We start from the raw sequence: 15,751 nt of genomic DNA on the forward strand, positions 1-15,751 counted from the left end.
GCAACTTGTCATTTTCGTTCGTGACAGAGTGGCAGTAGTACCGCTTTCAGACAACACTAGCAATTTCCTGACATCATCTCCCCATCAAAATATTCTAGCATTTGTACTCGGATCCATCATATCATCTATCAATATAATAGATCAATATTCCACCAATAAAAAATATTTTGGAGGATTTTTTCACCGATTCATCGCGCGACAAACCGCTTGCCTCTCAAAACCTATTAGAGCATGCTCCCGGACTGATGGCGACGAACTTCCTTCTCAATGAAATATTTGGGCCGATGCTTCACTTCTTTGTATATTTTGCCGATGTATTCGCCGATGAGCCCCAGGCAAACGAGCTGAATGCCGCCGATGAACCAGACGGAAATCATGAGCGACGTCCATCCGGAGGTGGAATGGCCGCTAAATTTTGAAATCAGCGCATACACTGCGGCGATTATGCTTACGATCGATAAACCGAACCCAATAGTGGATACCATTCGAATAGGCGTTACGCTAAACGAAGTAATCCCGTCAAAAGCAAAGGCCAACATTTTTTTGAGCGTGTATTTGGAAGCGCCGGCGAACCGCTCCGCCCGATCGTAATACACTACATGCGATTTAAGACCGATTAACGGGACGATGCCGCGTAAAAATAAATTCGCTTCGGGAAAACGTTCCAAGCAGTCCAGCGCACGCCTGCCCATCAATCGATAATCCGCGTGATTGTAAACGATTTTGACTCCCATTGCGTTTAGCAGCTTATAGTAGCCTTGTGCGGTATTCCGCTTAAAGAACGAATCTTTCGCCCGTTCCTTACGTACTCCGTAAACCACTTCGCAGCCTTCGTGAAACTTTGCGATAAATTCGCGTACGACTCCAAGATCGTCTTGCAAATCGGCGTCCATTGAAATGACGCAATCACTATACTGTTTGGCATGCATTAAGCCTGCCAGCAGCGCATTTTGATGGCCGGCATTATGGGCTAATTTGATGCCGGTTATACAATCGTTACGTTGATGCTCGGAAGCGATAAGATCCCAAGTCGAATCGGTGCTGCCGTCATCAACGAATAAACCGTGCTATGCTCATGAATTACCGATTCTTGAATCAAACCACGGATGACGGCAGTAAGCCGCGCAAATGTTTCAGACAGCACTTCTTCTTCGTTGTAACAGGGCACTACGATGCAAAGACGCGTTAACGGCATGAAACCCGCTCCTTTCAGTATAGAGAACAGCATGATGATTTGGATATTTTCCCCACGTGTAAACTTCGAGAATATGGGGAGGTTTTCCTTTTTTTTGTCCTGCAACGGACCGAACGATCTTCCTACATTCGTTCTTTCCCTTGACGAGGGTGCGAGGCGCTCCGTATGATGGGAGCATCATTATGGTCAGGAGGATCCGACGCTGTGATTCGCCGTTTTTTCGCTTACTATGCGCCGCACCGCAAGCTGTTCGCGCTCGATTTCAGCTGCGCCGTGCTGGCGGCTTTGCTTGAGCTCGCCTTTCCGCTCGCCGTGCAATGGATGGTCGACAGCCAGCTGCCGAGCCGCAATTGGCCTAGCATCGCCTGGGCGTGCGCCGGGCTGCTGGCGCTTTATTTGATCAGCATGGGCTTGCAGTTTATCGTGGGCTATTTCGGCCATATGCTCGGCATCAACATCGAGACCGACATGCGGCAGCGGCTGTTCGAGCATGTGCAGAAGCTGTCGTTCCGCTTTTTCGACAACACGAAGACGGGCAACGTGATGTCGCGCCTGACGAACGACTTGTTCGATATCGGCGAGCTGGCGCACCACGGGCCGGAAGATTTGTTCATCGCGATGATGACGTTCGCCGGGGCGTTCGGCATTATGCTGACCGTCAACTGGGAGCTGGCGCTCATTACGTTCGTGACCGTGCCGCTGCTCGTCTGGCTTATCGTTTATTTCAACAAAAAGCTGCACTCCGCCGCAGACAACATGTTCTCGCGCATCGCCGACATTACGCCCGCGTCGAGGACAGCATTTCCGGCATCCGCGTCGTCAAATCGTTCGGCAACGAGACGCACGAAATGGAGCTGTTCCGCGAAGGCAACAAGCGGTTCCGGCTGGCGAAGCTGCGCTCGTACTGGTCGATCTCGATGTCGTCGTCGGGCATGTACATGCTGACTAGGCTCATTTCGCTCATCGTGCTCGTCGCCGGCGCGTGGTTCGCTTATCAAGGCAAGCTGACTTACGGCCAGCTCGTCGGGTTTTTGCTGTACGTGAACATATTCCTCAAGCAGATCGACCGCATTAACGCTTTCATGGAGGGCTATCCGAAAGGGATGGCCGGTTTCAAGCGGCTTTGCAGCCTGCTCGACACGGAGCCGGACGTCAAAGACGAGCCGGATGCGGTGGAGGTAAGCGGGCTGCACGGCGACATTGCGTTTCGCGACGTTACGTTCGGGTATGAGGGGCATACGAAAGTGCTGAGCGGCGTGAACCTGGCGATTCGCGCCGGCGAGACGATCGCGCTCGTCGGTCCGTCCGGAGCCGGCAAATCGACGCTGTGCTCGCTCATCCCGCGCTTCTACGAAATCGACGGCGGCTCGATTACGATCGACGGGCTCGACATCCGGCGCATGACGCAGCGCTCGCTGCGCAGCCAGATCGGCATCGTGCAGCAGGACGTGTTTCTGTTTAACGGCACGATTCGCGACAACATCGGGTACGGCCGGCTTGGCGCGAGCGAAGCGGACATTTGGGAGGCGGCGCGACGGGCGCATCTGGAGGCGCTGCTGCACAGCTTGCCGGACGGGCTCGACACGGTCATCGGCGAACGCGGCTTGAAGCTGTCCGGCGGGCAGAGGCAACGGCTCGCGATCGCGCGCATGTTTTTGAAAAACCCGCCGATTCTCATTTTGGACGAAGCGACGTCGGCGCTCGATACGGAGACGGAGCAGATCATCCAGCAGTCGCTGGAGGAGCTGTCGCGCAGCCGGACGACGCTTATCATCGCGCACCGCCTGGCCACGATCCGCCATGCCGACCGCATCGTCGTCGTGACCGAGGACGGCATCGCCGAGGAAGGCCGCCATGCCGAGCTTCTAGCCCGCGGCGGCGTGTACGCGCGGCTGCACGAGGCGCAGTTCGGAGCCGCAGCACAAGGATAGACGGCTTGCGCCGCCTATTTGGATGCGCGCGTTTACCGCAGCGAAATTAGCTAAGTATGGACGAAGTTAATATGTACTGACTAATTCAAAGGTGCTTTTAAAAAAGCAATGTTGCTTGGCGGGTACGGCCCTAGTCGCCTGACCGTCTTCAGTCGCGGGAAATCCTCCCTTAACTTGCACCGGAATGTCGAATAGAGGCGGGTTAACCATTCAGGAGGTTTTAAGTTCGTTGAAGCGATAAAGCGCAACTCAGGTATTCTGTACAGCGTGAAAAGCTTCCGCTAAAACGCGGTCGATCCTTACCGAATAGACTTCGATAGAAGCTTTTCTCGCGTTAGGGCAGGGTTGTTCTGCTTAAAGAACAGGTTCTCTGTCCAGCGTCATACTGGGCCCAATTAAGCGCCAATTTGACGGAATGAGCGTACAGAGACCGAATATACCATAAACAGCGACAAAAATTCGCACGGAGCGACCTTGGGGGCGCTGATGGCCGGGTTTTTCATTTTGTCTCAACCTTAGCGCCCGTAAGGTCCCTGATTTGCGAACATGGTCTTAATTTTAGCTTGCATAAGTCTGCAGCACCGGGACAGAGGTCCGAACTCTGGGAGACTTGAGCTAACTTATTGTCACATGGCTTGGTTCACCGATAATGACACGTTGCAGGGGCGGCGGTGAAGCAGATAAGCTGGCCGGTTCTGCAGCGATAAAATGCCGCAGCCGCCTCACTAGGGCGGCTGCGGCATTTTTCAAGCTGCGGTGCAATCCGGCGATCCTCGCTGCTGCGAAAGCGGGAGCACGTCAGTACGATTGGAACAACGCAAAAGTCAATCTTCCCTGCTTAATCGAGGCCGCTTCCGCCCGCATCCGGCTGCTGCTTCTTGTCCCGCCAAAACAGCACGGTCAGCATCCGCTCAATCCATTCCTTGTCCAGCTCGGAAAGCACGACTCCGTCGAACATGAGCTCATTATCGCGCAAAAAGCGCCGCAAGTTGACCGGCGTCTTCGCCGCCGGCGCATTGCTGCCGCTGTCCTCCGCTTCCAAATAGCCGGCCAGCCTCATGAGCGCCGAATACGAGACGTTAAGCCCTTCGGACAGCTTCATCAGCACTTCCGGCGAAGGTACCCCGCGATTGCCGTTTTCCAGCTGCGAAATATAGGCCGCCGACACGCCCGAACGGTCGGCCAGCTCGCGAATCGTAAAGCCCTTCAACTTGCGCATGTCGCGCAACTGATCGTAAAAATACATCGACAACACCTACTGCTTCGTGTGGTTGGCAAAAGTAAACAGAAGTAAACAACTCCATCATATCGCGTCATCCCACCGTTGGCAATCCGAAAAACAAGAGCCCATACTCGTGCAAACAAAATTGGTTGCATCAGTAAAATTAAATGGTATAATGGGAACCATGGGAACAAAACGAGAACGCGGGGGCGGACGGCGGAGATGAAAATTGTAGCCAAATCGGAAGTGTTCGCAAGGACAAGAATCGTAAGCGGCATGTCGCAACGGGAGCTTGCAAGGCAGGCCGGCATCAGCCACTCCTACATCAGCCTGCTCGAACGCTCGATGAAATCGGTCGGTCCGGCTACGGCCAAACGGATCAGCGACGTGCTGCAGCGGCCGGTGGAAGATTTGTTCGACATCCGGTGAGGCGCGCGTTCTTTTCGGAACAAGGGCAAAACAGAGGGAAAGCAAAAAGGCGCAGCGGCCGCAGTCGCGCGCTTTTTTGCTTTTCACAGAAGTTGACATCGGCGCGGCGGCAGGCATATACTTTATATGATAAACTTTATTAAATAAATATTTTATGGAGGAATCGGTGTCCTATGACGATAGCAAGCGAAGAAGGCCGCCGCAAGCTCGCTCGCAGCCTGGCGATGTCGTTCGGGCAGCTGCGCCGGGCGGCTTTGTCCGGAAAAGCCGTCGGCGATTTGCGCCCAAGCGAGTTTCAGTTTCTGGCTGCGCTCGATGTGTTGTGCGCAAACAGCGGGGACGAACGGAAGCGCGGCGTGAAAATATCGGCCGTCTGCTCCGCCTTCCGCATCACGCAAGCGGCGGCGACGCACAAGCTGAAGGTGCTGGAGGAGAAAGGCTACGCGGCGCGAACGGAAAGCGCCGAGGACAAGCGGGTCGCGCTCGTGCGCCCGACCGCGGCCGGGGAACGGCTTGTGGCCGAGCAAGAGCAACGTTTTCTGGACTTGTTCGCAGGGCTTGTCGAGCATTTGGGCGAAGCGGACAGCGCTCGTCTGGAGACGCTGCTGCAGTCGTCGCTGCGCTATTTTGCGGAAAGAGGGGGACTGACGGTTGAACCAAGCTGAGCAAAGGCTCTCTCTGCGGCTAAGTCTGCTTGATTTCGTGCCTTTACTGGAGGAAGCGGATGCGTCGGAAGCGATCCGGCAGTCGGTACGGCTCGCCCAGGCGGCGGAGGCATGGGGCTACGAACGCTTCTGGGTGACGGAACATCACGACATGCCGCATCTCGTTTCCACGAATACGGAAGTGATGCTGGCCCATATCGGCGCGCATACGCAGCGCATCCGGCTCGGCGCGGGCGCGCTGCTGCTGCCGTATTACCGGCCGTTCAAGGCGGCGGAGGCGTTTCATCTGCTTGCGGCCATGTATCCGGATCGCGTCGATCTCGGCATCGGACGGGCTCCCGGCGGCAACGCGCACGCTTCCATGGCTTTGAGCGAGACGTATTTGGAGCAAGTGCGGCGCATGCCGGCCTTGCTTGACGACCTTGCAGATTTGCTGGCGAACCGGTACCGGATCGAGGGCGAACCGGTGACGGCGAGACCGGTACCGCCCGTGCCGCCGCAGCTGTGGCTGCTCGGCACGAATGCGAAGAGTGCGCAATATGCCGCCGAGCGGGGAACCGGCTACGTTTTCGGGCAATTCATGAGCGCGGAAGACGGGAAGGCGGTGCTGGCATCTTACCGCGAACGTTTTCGGCCGTCGGAGCTGCAGGCGAAGCCGCGTACGATCGTTGCCGTCGGCGTCGTTTGCGCAGCAACGCGGGAAGCGGCTGAAACGGCCGGCGCGGAAGGCGTACGGCTCGCGTTCGGCGAGCAGGCAGAGGGGGCGAGGTTCGCAGCAAGCGGGGAAGACCCGGCCGCGAGCGAGCGCAAGTTTGTGCGCGGCACCCCGCAAGACGTGAAGCGCCGCCTCCTGGAGCTGCAGGCGGAATGGCAGGCGGACGAGCTGATGCTCGTTACGGTTACCGGAACGTACGGGCAGCGCCTCGAGTCGTTTCGCCTCATCGCCGAAGCTTTCGCGACGTAATATCGTTAGATAAACGACAGTCCGCTCTGCTATAATAAAAACTAGTGCAAAAAGGCTCCTATCGTGTCGTAACCAATTCGACGAGGCGAGACCGCCAAGTCTTGCGCAGGAACCTATCTACGTAAGCGAGGGGAGCTTTCTATGCCGTTCAGAATAATTTTCATTGCGCTTTATAGCTTTAATGAACTTTAAACATACTGAATCGGTAAACAGAGAGAAGGAGTGGAGACGGATGGTGAAACTGGTAGCTTTCGACGTCGACGGCACGCTGCGGGATAAGGAGTTTATGCCCGACTCGACGCGCGGCGCCATTGCCGAACTGCAGCGGCGAGGCATTGCTGTCGCTTTGTGCACTGGCCGCAGCGAATACGAAATGGCGCCGCTCTGCAAGGAGCTCGGCATCGACTGGGCGGTGACATGCAACGGGGCGCATATTGGACATAGGGGTGCGACAGTGCTAGGTACGCCGTTTGCGCGGGAGCAGGTGCGGAGCTGGCTGCGGACGGCGGAGGAGCGGGGGGATACGTTGCTGCTGTACGGGGCTGAGCTGATGCTGACGAACCGCTTGGACGATCCGTATTTTCGCCGGGCGCAGCGGGAGATCGGGTTCCGGGAGCCGGTGCTGCTGCAGCCGGGAGAAGAGGCGCCGGACATTTATCAATGCATCGCCTTTATTGGCTCTGAGGACGAAGAGGCGTACGTAGGGGACAAGAAAGACCGCTATTACTTGCACCGCTGGCGGGACTGGGCCATCGACATCAACCCCGAAGGAACGAATAAGGCGGCCGGGCTGCGCAAGCTGCTGACGCATTTGGACCTGAAGGCGGCGGAGGCGGCGCCTTCGGCGACGGTTTCAACGATCTGGAAATGCTAAGCTATGTCGGCACCGGCATCGCAATGGGCAACGCTCCGGACGAGGTCAAGGCACAGGCGAGACACGTGACGCGCAGCTTGAGCGATGACGGCATTGCATATGGCGTGCGGACGTTCCTTCTTACGTAATCGGAACGCATTAACTACTGCAAGCAGCTATCTGATTCGGCATGAAACGCTGCCTTTTACGCGGGCAGGGCCATTCGTCGTGGAGCGGGCTCCGTATTGGAGCTTTTCTCAACGTATGAGCGCCAGCATTTGATACACTTGCCGCCGGTCGCCCGCGAGCCGGACGTGATCAACTTGCAGCTGGGACGACCCGTCGCCGTCGAGGAAAACGCCGTCCGCGAGCCGGCCGCCCCCGATTTTCTCGCGAATCGCCGTGCGGAATTGCTCGATCGTGCACAGCGTTGGCGTCACGATCATGTACAGCCGGTTGTCGCGGTCATAGACGAGGGCGGTTCGGCTGTGGCCTTCGTCGTACGCCGGCATCTGTTCGGCGATCATTTCCCTTTCCCAGCCGGTCTCGTTGGAAAGCCCCATGCTGACGCCGCCTTGCGCCCAGTAGCGCAGCTTGTCCGTCACTTGCAGCTCGCTTGCGTCAGTAACGACCTGCACGCTGAAACGCCGCGCCGCTTCGTCCCAGACGAGCGTGCCGCGCCGCAAATTGCTGTCAACGCCGGTATTGTAACAGCCGGAGCCGTAATCGCCGGGCTCCCCTTTGAGCGGACGGCCGTTCTCGACAGCGATGCTGAGCAGCGCCCCTTCCCAGAAGAAGCCGCCGTTCACGCCGAAATAAGGCGTTGCCGTAACGTTCGAGTCGATCGTCCGCAGCCGGACGTTGTCCGGCGTAGTGCGGATCGTATACAGCGCGACGCCGTTAGCCGCCTTCGCATATTCAAACCGGTACAGTTGCGGATGCGTCAGCTTGTCCAGCACGAGCGAGACGAGGCCGATCAGAGCGAGCACAAGCACGATGAGAGCGGATACGGTCGGACGGCTGAAGCGCCGCTGGTCGCGCTGAGCCTCGTAATAAGAGCGGACAGGTGTCAAGTTCACCGGGGAGCTCCTTTTTCAAATATAGTGTTACGGCTATTTCCGGGCCTTTGAGGCATAAAGGAACGAATTTCCGCTATTCGCAAAATTGAAGGAGGCAGCAAGAGCCATAACGGATCTCCGTTCCGCTATGAGGGGCAAAAGACCCGGCCATACCCGTCTTAACGAGGTTTTGCAAGGGAATAACGGACTCCCGTTCCGCTAATTTTGGGAAATGACGGGAAATACCGGTCTTAACGGAACACAGTTCCGTTATCGGTTCGCCTAAGCGAATCTCCTAACAGTTATTACCATAGCAGACAAAAAACAAAGTCGTCAACCGTTGGTGACGACTTTCAGGCTGTCGAGAAATCCGTGTTTTTTAAAGAGCTTGCAACCGGTCATTTTTCACCCATATAAATGAGTGCTCATACACGAAAAGGCTCTCCACTCCTATTAGCATAGGTCAGTGGAGAGCTTATCATCTACTTGGAAGCGATTATGCACGCATTGGCGCTAATGCCATTCCTTCTCATCGAGGACCCGTTAGCAGCCGCGCCGCCACACAGTTCTCTCCTGCAAAAATCGCTCCGCCTTGAAGCACCGTTTCGCGAATGATCTGAATAACCTCTTCGCGGCGTGTTCGCACAAGCTCAAGCCACTCCACGGGAAGTTGTTCCGTCGAGTCGGTATATTTCGCTCCCCACTCCGCCATTTCCAGCAAAATAGGGATCACGTCAACACCGGACTCCGATAAATCGTAAATATCTTTTCGTTTATCGGATGGATGGGCTTTTTTGATTAGAATTCCGTGTTGTGTCAGCTTGGCTAAGCGATCGGCCAAAATATTGCGTGCGATGCCTTCTTCTGAGCCCACAAATTCTCCGTACGTTTTCTTGCCAAAATACACAATATCCCGAAGAATGAGAAGCGACCAAGAATCTCCAAATACCTCAATGGACAAATTGATTGGACAATAGGAACGGCGTGGATGCAATTTATTCATGAAGCCTCAGCACACTCCATTCTCCCCTTGCATATTCAGTTCATATATCCCTTAGCTCATATACTCCACATTGTACTGCATAATGACGTTCTCAGAGCCTTCGAACTTGCGTGTATCGATATGACGGAGCTTGATCTTGGGATCATTGTAGGCGATCGGCTCGATGAATATGGGGGTCCCGCCGCCTAATACCACATTGCCAACCATGAAGTGAAGTTCGTCTATCAAGCCATGCGCCAACAAGTCATTCCAAAGGATCCGGCTGCCATACATGACAATGTCTTTACCCGGAGTGCGCTTGAGTGCGGCGATTTCGTCATAGACATGGTTGCCGCCGATGATCGTTGTGGTATCGCGCCACGGAGCCGATTCCTCAAGAGTGAGACCGTTCGATACGGCCACCTTTTCTACTAAGTTGTATAGCTGCGAGAACTCGCGATTCGTTGGCGAAGCATCAGGATGAGTAGCCATTGCAGGCCAGAAACTGCTAAACATCCGGTAAGAATGACCTCCGAGCAGCACCGTATCGGCATCTTGCATCCGTTCCAGATTGTATGCATCGAAGGCGCCATCCATCGGCATAACCATGACATTCTTGCCCGGCCCTTCGTAGTACCCGTCTAAAGACATAATGTTTACGACAATGAGTTTGCGCATGTTTTGCTCCTTCGCATTTCAGTTTTAAATTGCAACTGATATGAATATAAAGTATGTTTCCTCAATTGTCAATACATACCTTTCGGCATGTTATTCTAACGTTAAATATGCTCGTTGAATAAATCAAAGCCAGGATACGTCTCTCGCATCCTGGCTTTACTATGTCTACAATTACAAACACCTTGAAAGAACTTTATTTTCCTAAGCCTCAACCGTAAGAGACGACTTTGTTTTTGCCGCTCGTCTTCGCTTTGTACATCGCCTCGTCCGCACGCCGGATGAGCTCCTCGGCAGTCATGCCGCGCCGGATTTTGCAGCAGCCGAGCGACACGGTGACCGTCGTTTCGCTTTCCACACGGCGGCGCACATGCTCGGCAAATTCGGCGATGTTCACGGCCGGGTCGGTTACGAGCACCACCATTTCTTCGCCCCCGTAGCGCCCCGCCACGCCGCACTCCTCGCTCTCCTGGCGAAGAATGTCCGCCACCTGCTTCAGCACTTCGTCGCCGACGTGGTGGCCTTTCGTATCGTTCAGCTTTTTGAAATTGTCGATGTCGCTGAACATAACGGCCACCGGATACCCGCGCTGTACGTACTGGGTGACACGCTTGTCAAAAAACTTCCGGTTATACAGGCGCGTCAGCCCGTCCGTAATCGAGGTGCTGTAGATCGCATGCATCAGCTCGACGACACGGTCAAACAGCAGCATGAACAGCAGGAAATAAAACGCGATCGGCAGCACATGCTCAAGCAGTCCGAGCGCCGTCTGCTCGCCGCCGAACACGTATTGGTTCAGCACATGCGCGATGTGCCCGGTGAAATAAACGGTGAGCGCCGCCTGATATTTGCCGGTTTGTCCGATGAACGGGCTGATCAGATAGAAGCCGAGAAAAATGAGCACGAACAAGTACAGCTCCAGACCGATATCCTGCAGCAGCCGTTCCTGTGCTTCAGTGCCGGCAAACCAGTGCGGAACGAAGACGTGAAGCAGCGAGACGGCGAACGTCAGAGCCAAAAAGAAGACGAACAGCACCCGGTGGCGGGGCAGCGTCGGGTTGTACAGCTGGTAAACGCCCATGTTCACAAGCAGGAACGAGACGATTTTCAGCACCGAGGTCCAATACGTGGCAGCGCCGGAAGCCGGCTCGGCTAGATGAAAATAAAGCTGCAGCCCGTAATGGGCCATAACGATGCAGATCGATACGGTAAGCGAGCGGTACGCCCGTTTGCGGCGGTCTTGCCAGAGCCGGATCGACATGACCAGCATGAGCGATAAAATGACAAGAACGATGAGGTCGGAAATAAGGGGGAGCGCCTTGCCCGACAGCAAGTCGGAAAGCGTCATGGATACCTCCGAGCGAATATGTCGTTACGGTTATTATACCAGAGGCAGCCCAGCGGGTTAAACAAAAAATGTCATGCCGTGTCGAATAACGTTTGCTTTTCAAGCGGCCTGGGAGTCAGGTACAATAGAGGCAGCGGATTGTCGCAAGCGAGGAGAGGGCAGCATGAACATATTGCAAGCGTTGTTTTTCCCCCCGGAGCAGCCGGGCGGAGTATCGTCCATGGTGCCGTATGTGCTGGAGCGGTTTCAGCGGCAAGGCTGGGAGATGGAGCTGTTTTCGCTGCCGAAGCGGATTCGGGGCAAAGGGACGGAAGACGTCGCCTTCACAACGTTCGATTGGCGGCAGTATGCAGGCAGCCCTGTCGTTGACAAATACATTCAAACGTACAAAGACTATGTGTGGTGGACGAAGCTAAGGCTGCGCAAAACGTACGATCTCATTCACGCGCACCATCCGATCGCCGCGCTCGTCATGAAGCAGCTGTACCCGCAAACGCCGGTCATTATGACGGTGCACTCGAGCTACGAGCGGGAGCTCATCCTGAACGGCAAAATCGCCGAAGGCGGTCCGGAGCAAGCGTTTCTGACGTCGATCTACGGTGAGCTGGAAGCGAAAGTCGATCAGCTGCTGACGGTATCGCACTCGTTCAAGCAGTATATCGCCGACTACGTGCAAGATCCGGAGCGGATCGGCGTTATTCCGAACGGGTTCGACGAGAAAAGATTCCGGCCGAGCCCGCATGAGAACGCGGTGCCGCAGCTCATTTCGGTATGCCGCCTCGTCCCGGCGAAAGGGCTCGACACGCTGCTGCGAGCCTGCGCCGAGCTGAAGGAGCGGGGCCGGCCGTTCGTGCTGCATTTGATCGGAGACGGAGACAGCCGGCCGGAGCTGGAACAGCTCGCCGTCCAATTGAACATTTACGAGGAAACGATATTTTACGGCTATATGCTGCACCCGGAAGAGTTCATGCCATTTTTCGACGTGTTCGTGCTGCCGTCCCGCGCCGAGTCGTTCGGTTCGGTGTTCGCCGAGGCGGCGCTCTGCTGGCTGGCGCTCGTCGGCACGAACGTCGGCGGCATCGCCGAACAGATCGAGAACGGCGTCAACGGGCTGCTCGTGCCGGTCGACGACGCGCATGCGCTCAGCCTGGCGCTCGAGAAGCTTATTCTCGATCCGGCGTACCGCTATCATTTGGCTCGCGCCGCCGGCGAGAAGGCGAAGAAGACGTATTCGCTAAATCGCGTTATCCGGCAGCTGAAGGCGGTATACGAAGGGTACCGGAAATAGACCGTTGCGAAAATGGCTCCGCCACCGCGTTTTGGCGCGGGACGGGGCCATTTTTCATATCGGTATGGCGAACGGGTGTTCTTGCCAGGGGGCGCTACCGGAGGTATAATGAAGGAATATTCAGGCGGCCCAAGAAAGCGAGCGGAGGATGGGAGGGCGTAGCGTGCGCCTTTGAACTCGTGTTCCTGCCATGTTTTCAAATTCGAGGGAACACGAGTGTGGGCGATGCCGGAGACCCGCAATCTTAGGTTAGCAGCGCAGCCATACTTTCTCGGGCAGCCTGAAACATTGAGCTTAGATGAGGAGTGGCGAGATGGGATTCCGTTTCATGCATGCGGCCGACTTGCACGTGGACAGCCCGTTTCGGGGCATGTCCGCGCTGCCGCCGTCGATACGCGACCGGGTGCGGGAGTCGACGTTTCGGGCGCTGGACGAGCTTGTCCGGCTGGCGCTGCGGGAGCGGGTCGATTTTGTCGTCGTCAGCGGCGACGTATACGACGCCTCCGACCGTTCGCTGCGGGCGCAGCTGCGGCTGCAGGCGGCGCTGCGGCAGCTTGCTTCCGGCGGCGTGCCGGTGTTCATCGCCCACGGCAACCACGATCCGGCGGACGGCCGGACGGCGCGGCTCGACTGGCCGGAGTCGGTTCGCTTCTTCGCCGCGGATCGGGTGGAGACGGTGCCGGCTTTGCTGGACGGGGACAGAGTTGTCGCGGAAGTGCACGGCCGCTCGTTCGGTTCGGCGGCGGTGCGGGACAACCTGGCACTCGGGTTTCGCGGCGCCAGCCGCACGGAAGGAGCTTACCAGATCGCGGTGCTGCATGCGAACGTCGACGGCGACGAAGGCCATGACAATTATGCGCCGTGCTCGCTTCGCGATTTGACGGAAGGGGGCTTCGATTACTGGGCGCTCGGCCACATCCATACGAGAAGAGTGCTGCACGAGCGGCCTTGGGTCGTATATCCCGGCAACCCGCAAGGGCGCAGCGTGCGCGAAACCGGAGCGCGAGGCTGTTATATCGTCGATGTGAGCGAAGCGGGCGAGACGAGTCTGACGTTTCATGCGCTGGACGACGTGCGCTGGGCGGTGCGGCTCATCGATATCGCGCCGTTTCGAACGGAGCAGGAGCTGCTGGCCGAGCTCGCCGCCGAGCTGGAGCAGGTGCGGGACGAAGCGTCGGGAAGGCCCGCGGTGGCCCGGCTCGTGCTGGAGGGCCGCGGTCCGCTGCATGCAGCGCTGCGTGCCGGAGGCGGGGCAGAGGAATGGGTGTCGCTGCTGCGCGAGGAAGCGCGGGAGCGAGCCGATTCGGCGCGGACGATTGGGTATGGATCGAATCGGTCAAGGATGAGACGGTGCCGGACGTGCGCCTGGACGAGCTGATGGCGGAGCCGACCTTTCTCGGCGAGCTGCTGCGGCAAGGGCGGGAGCTGCTAGGGGACGAAGCGGCGCTGGCGGAATTTGCCGCGGCTGCAGCGCCGCTGCTGCAGGATGGGGCTATCGCCCGCAAGCTGGGAGAAGGCTGGCTGCGGCAACGGCAGGCGGAGCTGCTGCGCCGGGCGGAGATTCGCATTTTGGATGCGCTCGCGCATGAAGGGGGGAGCGGCGCATGAGGCTGACGCGAATTCAGGTCGACGGCTTCGGGGCGCTGCGGGACGCTTCGTTCGAGCTGGAAGGGACGCTTACGGTCGTGTACGGGCGCAACGAGGCGGGCAAAAGCACGCTGATGAATTTTGTTCGCTATGTGCTGTTCGGCTTTCCTTCCCGCGCATCCGGTGCGCCGCGGTACGAACCGGCCGGAGCCGGCCTTCACGGCGGGGCGCTCGGCGTCGTCGACGGAGCGGGGAACTTTGGCGTTTGGAACGTTATGAAGGCGCCGGCGGGCGGGGCGGCGGCAAAAGCGCGGTGCGCGTCATGGCGGCTGACGGCGCCGCCGGCGGCGAGCCGCTGCTGGCCGGCTTGCTCGGCGGGATGAGCGGCGAGCTGTACCGTTCGCTGTTTGCGTTCGGCCTCGGCGAGCTGCAGGAGCTGCGCACGCTGCAGGCGGACGAGGTCGCCAGCTATTTGTACGGCGCCGGCTTCGGCGCCGGCGGCGCTGCGCTGCGGGACGCGGAGAAGCGGCTGCAGCAGCGAATGGACGAGCTGTACCGGCCGCGCGGCCGCATTCAGCCCATCGCCGCCACTTTGAAGGCGATGGACGAGTTGGAGACGGCACTTCGCCGCAGCGGCGAAGAGTTGCCTCGCTACGAAGCGCTGCGCCGCGAGCTGGAGTCGCTCGACGCAGCGCTGGCGCAGCTGGCGGAAGGCGGCGCGGCGGCGCGCAGGCAGGCGGAGCGGCTCGCGCAATGTTTGCGGGCCCGGCCGACGTGGCTTGAGCTGCGTGCGCTGGCGCGGGAAGAAGCGGAGCTGCCCGTCTTTCAAGCGTTTCCCGAAGCGGCGGTCTCCCGCTGGGAGACGCTCGCCGCCGAGCGCGAGCGCTTGTTGCGCAGCGGGAGCGTCTGCAGCTGCGCCGCAGCCGGCTCGCGGAGCGGCTGGCGGCGGAAGCGCTGCCGGCGGCGGACGTGGCCGCTCGGGCAGCTCTGCTGCAGCTGCTCGAGCGCGCTCCGCTCATTGAGCAAAGCGAGCGCGAGTCGCTGCAGCTGGATGGCGAGCGCCGCGAGCTCAGGCAGCGGCTGGCCGGCTTGCTGCGCCAGCTGGGAGCCGGCTGGGACGAAGCGTCGCTGCGCGCAAGCCCGGTCACGTTGACGGAGCGCGAGCTCGTGCGCGGCCATCGCGAGCGGCAGGCGGCTCTCGCCGAAGAGCGCGCCCGGCTGCAGGCCGAGCGCGAGCAGGCGGTGCAGCGGGAAGAGGAGGCGCGGGACGAGCAGCGGCAAGCGGCCGCCGAGCTGGAGTCGGCGCGGCAGACGTTTGCGCTGACGTACCCTTGGCCGCTGGATGCGGATACGGATACGTCCGGAGCCGGGGAAGACCCGGTGCGGCAGCTGCAAGCGATTCGGCGCGACTATGACGAGTGGCGGCGGCTCGAAGCGGAAGCGGCGCACGTGCGCGAGCGTGAAGGCGACGAGCGGCGCCACGCCGAGCAGCTGCGGCGGTCGTGGGGGCGGCTCTGCCGCCCGTCCGCCGCTGGCGAGCGCCGCGTTACGCTG

The 15,751-nt window shown here is 58.5% G+C and carries 17 protein-coding genes and 2 pseudogenes; 13 read left to right on the plus strand and 6 right to left on the minus strand.

The window, feature by feature from the left end:
• Positions 1-224: 224 nt before the first annotated feature.
• A pseudogene (locus tag SD70_RS27600) lies at positions 225-1,195 on the minus strand (glycosyltransferase family 2 protein).
• 168 nt (positions 1,196-1,363) lie between these two features.
• Here SD70_RS27600 and SD70_RS38740 point away from each other — a divergent pair.
• Together SD70_RS38740 and SD70_RS38745 are read left to right on the plus strand one after the other, a co-directional pair.
• Positions 1,364-2,190: pseudogene (locus SD70_RS38740) on the plus strand (ABC transporter transmembrane domain-containing protein); the annotation flags it as partial.
• A gap of 108 nt (positions 2,191-2,298) precedes the next feature.
• Positions 2,299-3,126, plus strand: a complete 828-nt coding sequence (locus SD70_RS38745; RefSeq protein ID WP_231571598.1) for an ABC transporter ATP-binding protein — start codon at positions 2,299-2,301, stop codon at positions 3,124-3,126.
• 838 nt (positions 3,127-3,964) lie between these two features.
• Here SD70_RS38745 and SD70_RS27610 read toward each other — a convergent pair.
• Complete coding sequence (locus SD70_RS27610; protein WP_041051587.1) at positions 3,965-4,372, minus strand: helix-turn-helix domain-containing protein; 408 nt, start codon at positions 4,370-4,372, stop codon at positions 3,965-3,967.
• A 198-nt stretch (positions 4,373-4,570) separates the two neighbouring features.
• On the opposite strand from SD70_RS27610, the gene SD70_RS27615 reads away from it, so the two are divergent.
• From SD70_RS27615 to SD70_RS39495, 5 genes are all read left to right on the plus strand, one after another.
• Positions 4,571-4,777 carry a helix-turn-helix domain-containing protein gene (locus SD70_RS27615; RefSeq protein WP_041051589.1) on the plus strand — a complete coding sequence of 69 codons (207 nt, stop codon included), beginning with the start codon at positions 4,571-4,573 and terminating at the stop codon, positions 4,775-4,777.
• 173 nt (positions 4,778-4,950) lie between these two features.
• Positions 4,951-5,442 carry a MarR family winged helix-turn-helix transcriptional regulator gene (locus tag SD70_RS27620; RefSeq protein ID WP_052487957.1) on the plus strand — a complete coding sequence of 164 codons (492 nt, stop codon included), beginning with the start codon at positions 4,951-4,953 and terminating at the stop codon, positions 5,440-5,442.
• Complete coding sequence (locus SD70_RS27625) at positions 5,429-6,406, plus strand: MsnO8 family LLM class oxidoreductase (protein WP_041051591.1); 978 nt, start codon at positions 5,429-5,431, stop codon at positions 6,404-6,406. Before SD70_RS27620 ends, SD70_RS27625 begins: the two co-directional genes overlap by 14 nt.
• Before the next feature lie 232 nt (positions 6,407-6,638).
• Entirely contained in the window at positions 6,639-7,280 is a 642-nt protein-coding gene (locus tag SD70_RS34090) for an HAD hydrolase family protein (RefSeq protein ID WP_052487958.1), read from the plus strand.
• Positions 7,274-7,408 carry an HAD hydrolase family protein gene (locus SD70_RS39495; protein ID WP_082053708.1) on the plus strand — a complete coding sequence of 45 codons (135 nt, stop codon included), beginning with the start codon at positions 7,274-7,276 and terminating at the stop codon, positions 7,406-7,408. Before SD70_RS34090 ends, SD70_RS39495 begins: the two co-directional genes overlap by 7 nt.
• A 108-nt stretch (positions 7,409-7,516) precedes the next feature.
• Here the strand turns inward: SD70_RS39495 and SD70_RS27635 are convergent, their stop codons facing one another.
• From SD70_RS27635 to SD70_RS27650, 4 genes are all read right to left on the minus strand, one after another.
• Positions 7,517-8,338 (minus strand): hypothetical protein, encoded by an 822-nt coding sequence (locus SD70_RS27635; protein WP_052487959.1) that lies wholly within the window; start codon positions 8,336-8,338, stop codon positions 7,517-7,519.
• 508 nt (positions 8,339-8,846) lie between these two features.
• Entirely contained in the window at positions 8,847-9,320 is a 474-nt protein-coding gene (locus tag SD70_RS27640) for a winged helix-turn-helix transcriptional regulator (protein WP_041051593.1), read from the minus strand.
• Positions 9,321-9,371: 51 nt separating this feature from the next.
• Positions 9,372-9,977, minus strand: a complete 606-nt coding sequence (locus tag SD70_RS27645; RefSeq protein WP_041051595.1) for a dihydrofolate reductase family protein — start codon at positions 9,975-9,977, stop codon at positions 9,372-9,374.
• 208 nt (positions 9,978-10,185) lie between these two features.
• Positions 10,186-11,322, minus strand: a complete 1,137-nt coding sequence (locus SD70_RS27650) for a GGDEF domain-containing protein (RefSeq protein ID WP_041051597.1) — start codon at positions 11,320-11,322, stop codon at positions 10,186-10,188.
• 163 nt (positions 11,323-11,485) lie between these two features.
• Here SD70_RS27650 and SD70_RS27655 point away from each other — a divergent pair, with 163 nt between their 5' ends.
• The 6 genes from SD70_RS27655 to SD70_RS27675 form a co-directional block, all read left to right on the plus strand.
• On the plus strand, positions 11,486-12,610 hold the full coding sequence (locus SD70_RS27655; RefSeq protein ID WP_041051598.1) for a glycosyltransferase family 4 protein: 1,125 nt from the start codon (positions 11,486-11,488) through the stop codon (positions 12,608-12,610).
• A gap of 313 nt (positions 12,611-12,923) precedes the next feature.
• The gene (locus SD70_RS27660) at positions 12,924-13,988 is read left to right on the plus strand and encodes a metallophosphoesterase family protein (RefSeq protein WP_052487960.1); all 1,065 of its coding nucleotides are present in this window, start codon (positions 12,924-12,926) and stop codon (positions 13,986-13,988) included.
• Complete coding sequence (locus SD70_RS34095) at positions 13,961-14,218, plus strand: hypothetical protein (protein ID WP_052487961.1); 258 nt, start codon at positions 13,961-13,963, stop codon at positions 14,216-14,218. The genes SD70_RS27660 and SD70_RS34095 overlap by 28 nt, the downstream gene beginning before the upstream one ends.
• Positions 14,215-14,580 carry an ATP-binding protein gene (locus SD70_RS39500; protein ID WP_041051599.1) on the plus strand — a complete coding sequence of 122 codons (366 nt, stop codon included), beginning with the start codon at positions 14,215-14,217 and terminating at the stop codon, positions 14,578-14,580. The genes SD70_RS34095 and SD70_RS39500 overlap by 4 nt, the downstream gene beginning before the upstream one ends.
• Positions 14,463-15,350, plus strand: a complete 888-nt coding sequence (locus tag SD70_RS27670; RefSeq protein WP_156158225.1) for an AAA family ATPase — start codon at positions 14,463-14,465, stop codon at positions 15,348-15,350. The genes SD70_RS39500 and SD70_RS27670 overlap by 118 nt, the downstream gene beginning before the upstream one ends.
• Positions 15,287-15,751 (plus strand): hypothetical protein (locus tag SD70_RS27675; RefSeq protein ID WP_041051602.1); only part of this gene is annotated, 465 nt, incomplete at its 3' end. The genes SD70_RS27670 and SD70_RS27675, both read left to right, overlap by 64 nt.

This window comes from Gordoniibacillus kamchatkensis (assembly GCF_000829455.1).
In the GTDB taxonomy this organism is placed as follows: Bacteria; Bacillota; Bacilli; order Paenibacillales; family NBRC-103111; genus Gordoniibacillus; species Gordoniibacillus kamchatkensis.

Excerpts from the sequence above, each read along its gene's own strand:
- SD70_RS34090 (WP_052487958.1), top strand. The coding sequence starts at position 6,639 with ATGGTGAAACTGGTAGCTTTCGACGTCGACGGCACGCTGCGGGATAAG.
- SD70_RS27645 (WP_041051595.1), bottom strand. The coding sequence starts at position 9,977 with ATGCGCAAACTCATTGTCGTAAACATTATGTCTTTAGACGGGTACTAC.
- SD70_RS27620 (WP_052487957.1), top strand. The coding sequence starts at position 4,951 with ATGACGATAGCAAGCGAAGAAGGCCGCCGCAAGCTCGCTCGCAGCCTG.
- SD70_RS27660 (WP_052487960.1), top strand. The coding sequence starts at position 12,924 with ATGGGATTCCGTTTCATGCATGCGGCCGACTTGCACGTGGACAGCCCG.
- SD70_RS27610 (WP_041051587.1), bottom strand. The coding sequence starts at position 4,372 with ATGTATTTTTACGATCAGTTGCGCGACATGCGCAAGTTGAAGGGCTTT.
- SD70_RS27650 (WP_041051597.1), bottom strand. The coding sequence starts at position 11,322 with ATGACGCTTTCCGACTTGCTGTCGGGCAAGGCGCTCCCCCTTATTTCC.
- SD70_RS39500 (WP_041051599.1), top strand. The coding sequence starts at position 14,215 with ATGAGGCTGACGCGAATTCAGGTCGACGGCTTCGGGGCGCTGCGGGAC.
- SD70_RS38745 (WP_231571598.1), top strand. The coding sequence starts at position 2,299 with ATGGCCGGTTTCAAGCGGCTTTGCAGCCTGCTCGACACGGAGCCGGAC.
- SD70_RS27655 (WP_041051598.1), top strand. The coding sequence starts at position 11,486 with ATGAACATATTGCAAGCGTTGTTTTTCCCCCCGGAGCAGCCGGGCGGA.
- SD70_RS27615 (WP_041051589.1), top strand. The coding sequence starts at position 4,571 with ATGAAAATTGTAGCCAAATCGGAAGTGTTCGCAAGGACAAGAATCGTA.
- SD70_RS39495 (WP_082053708.1), top strand. The coding sequence starts at position 7,274 with ATGCTAAGCTATGTCGGCACCGGCATCGCAATGGGCAACGCTCCGGAC.
- SD70_RS27640 (WP_041051593.1), bottom strand. The coding sequence starts at position 9,320 with ATGAATAAATTGCATCCACGCCGTTCCTATTGTCCAATCAATTTGTCC.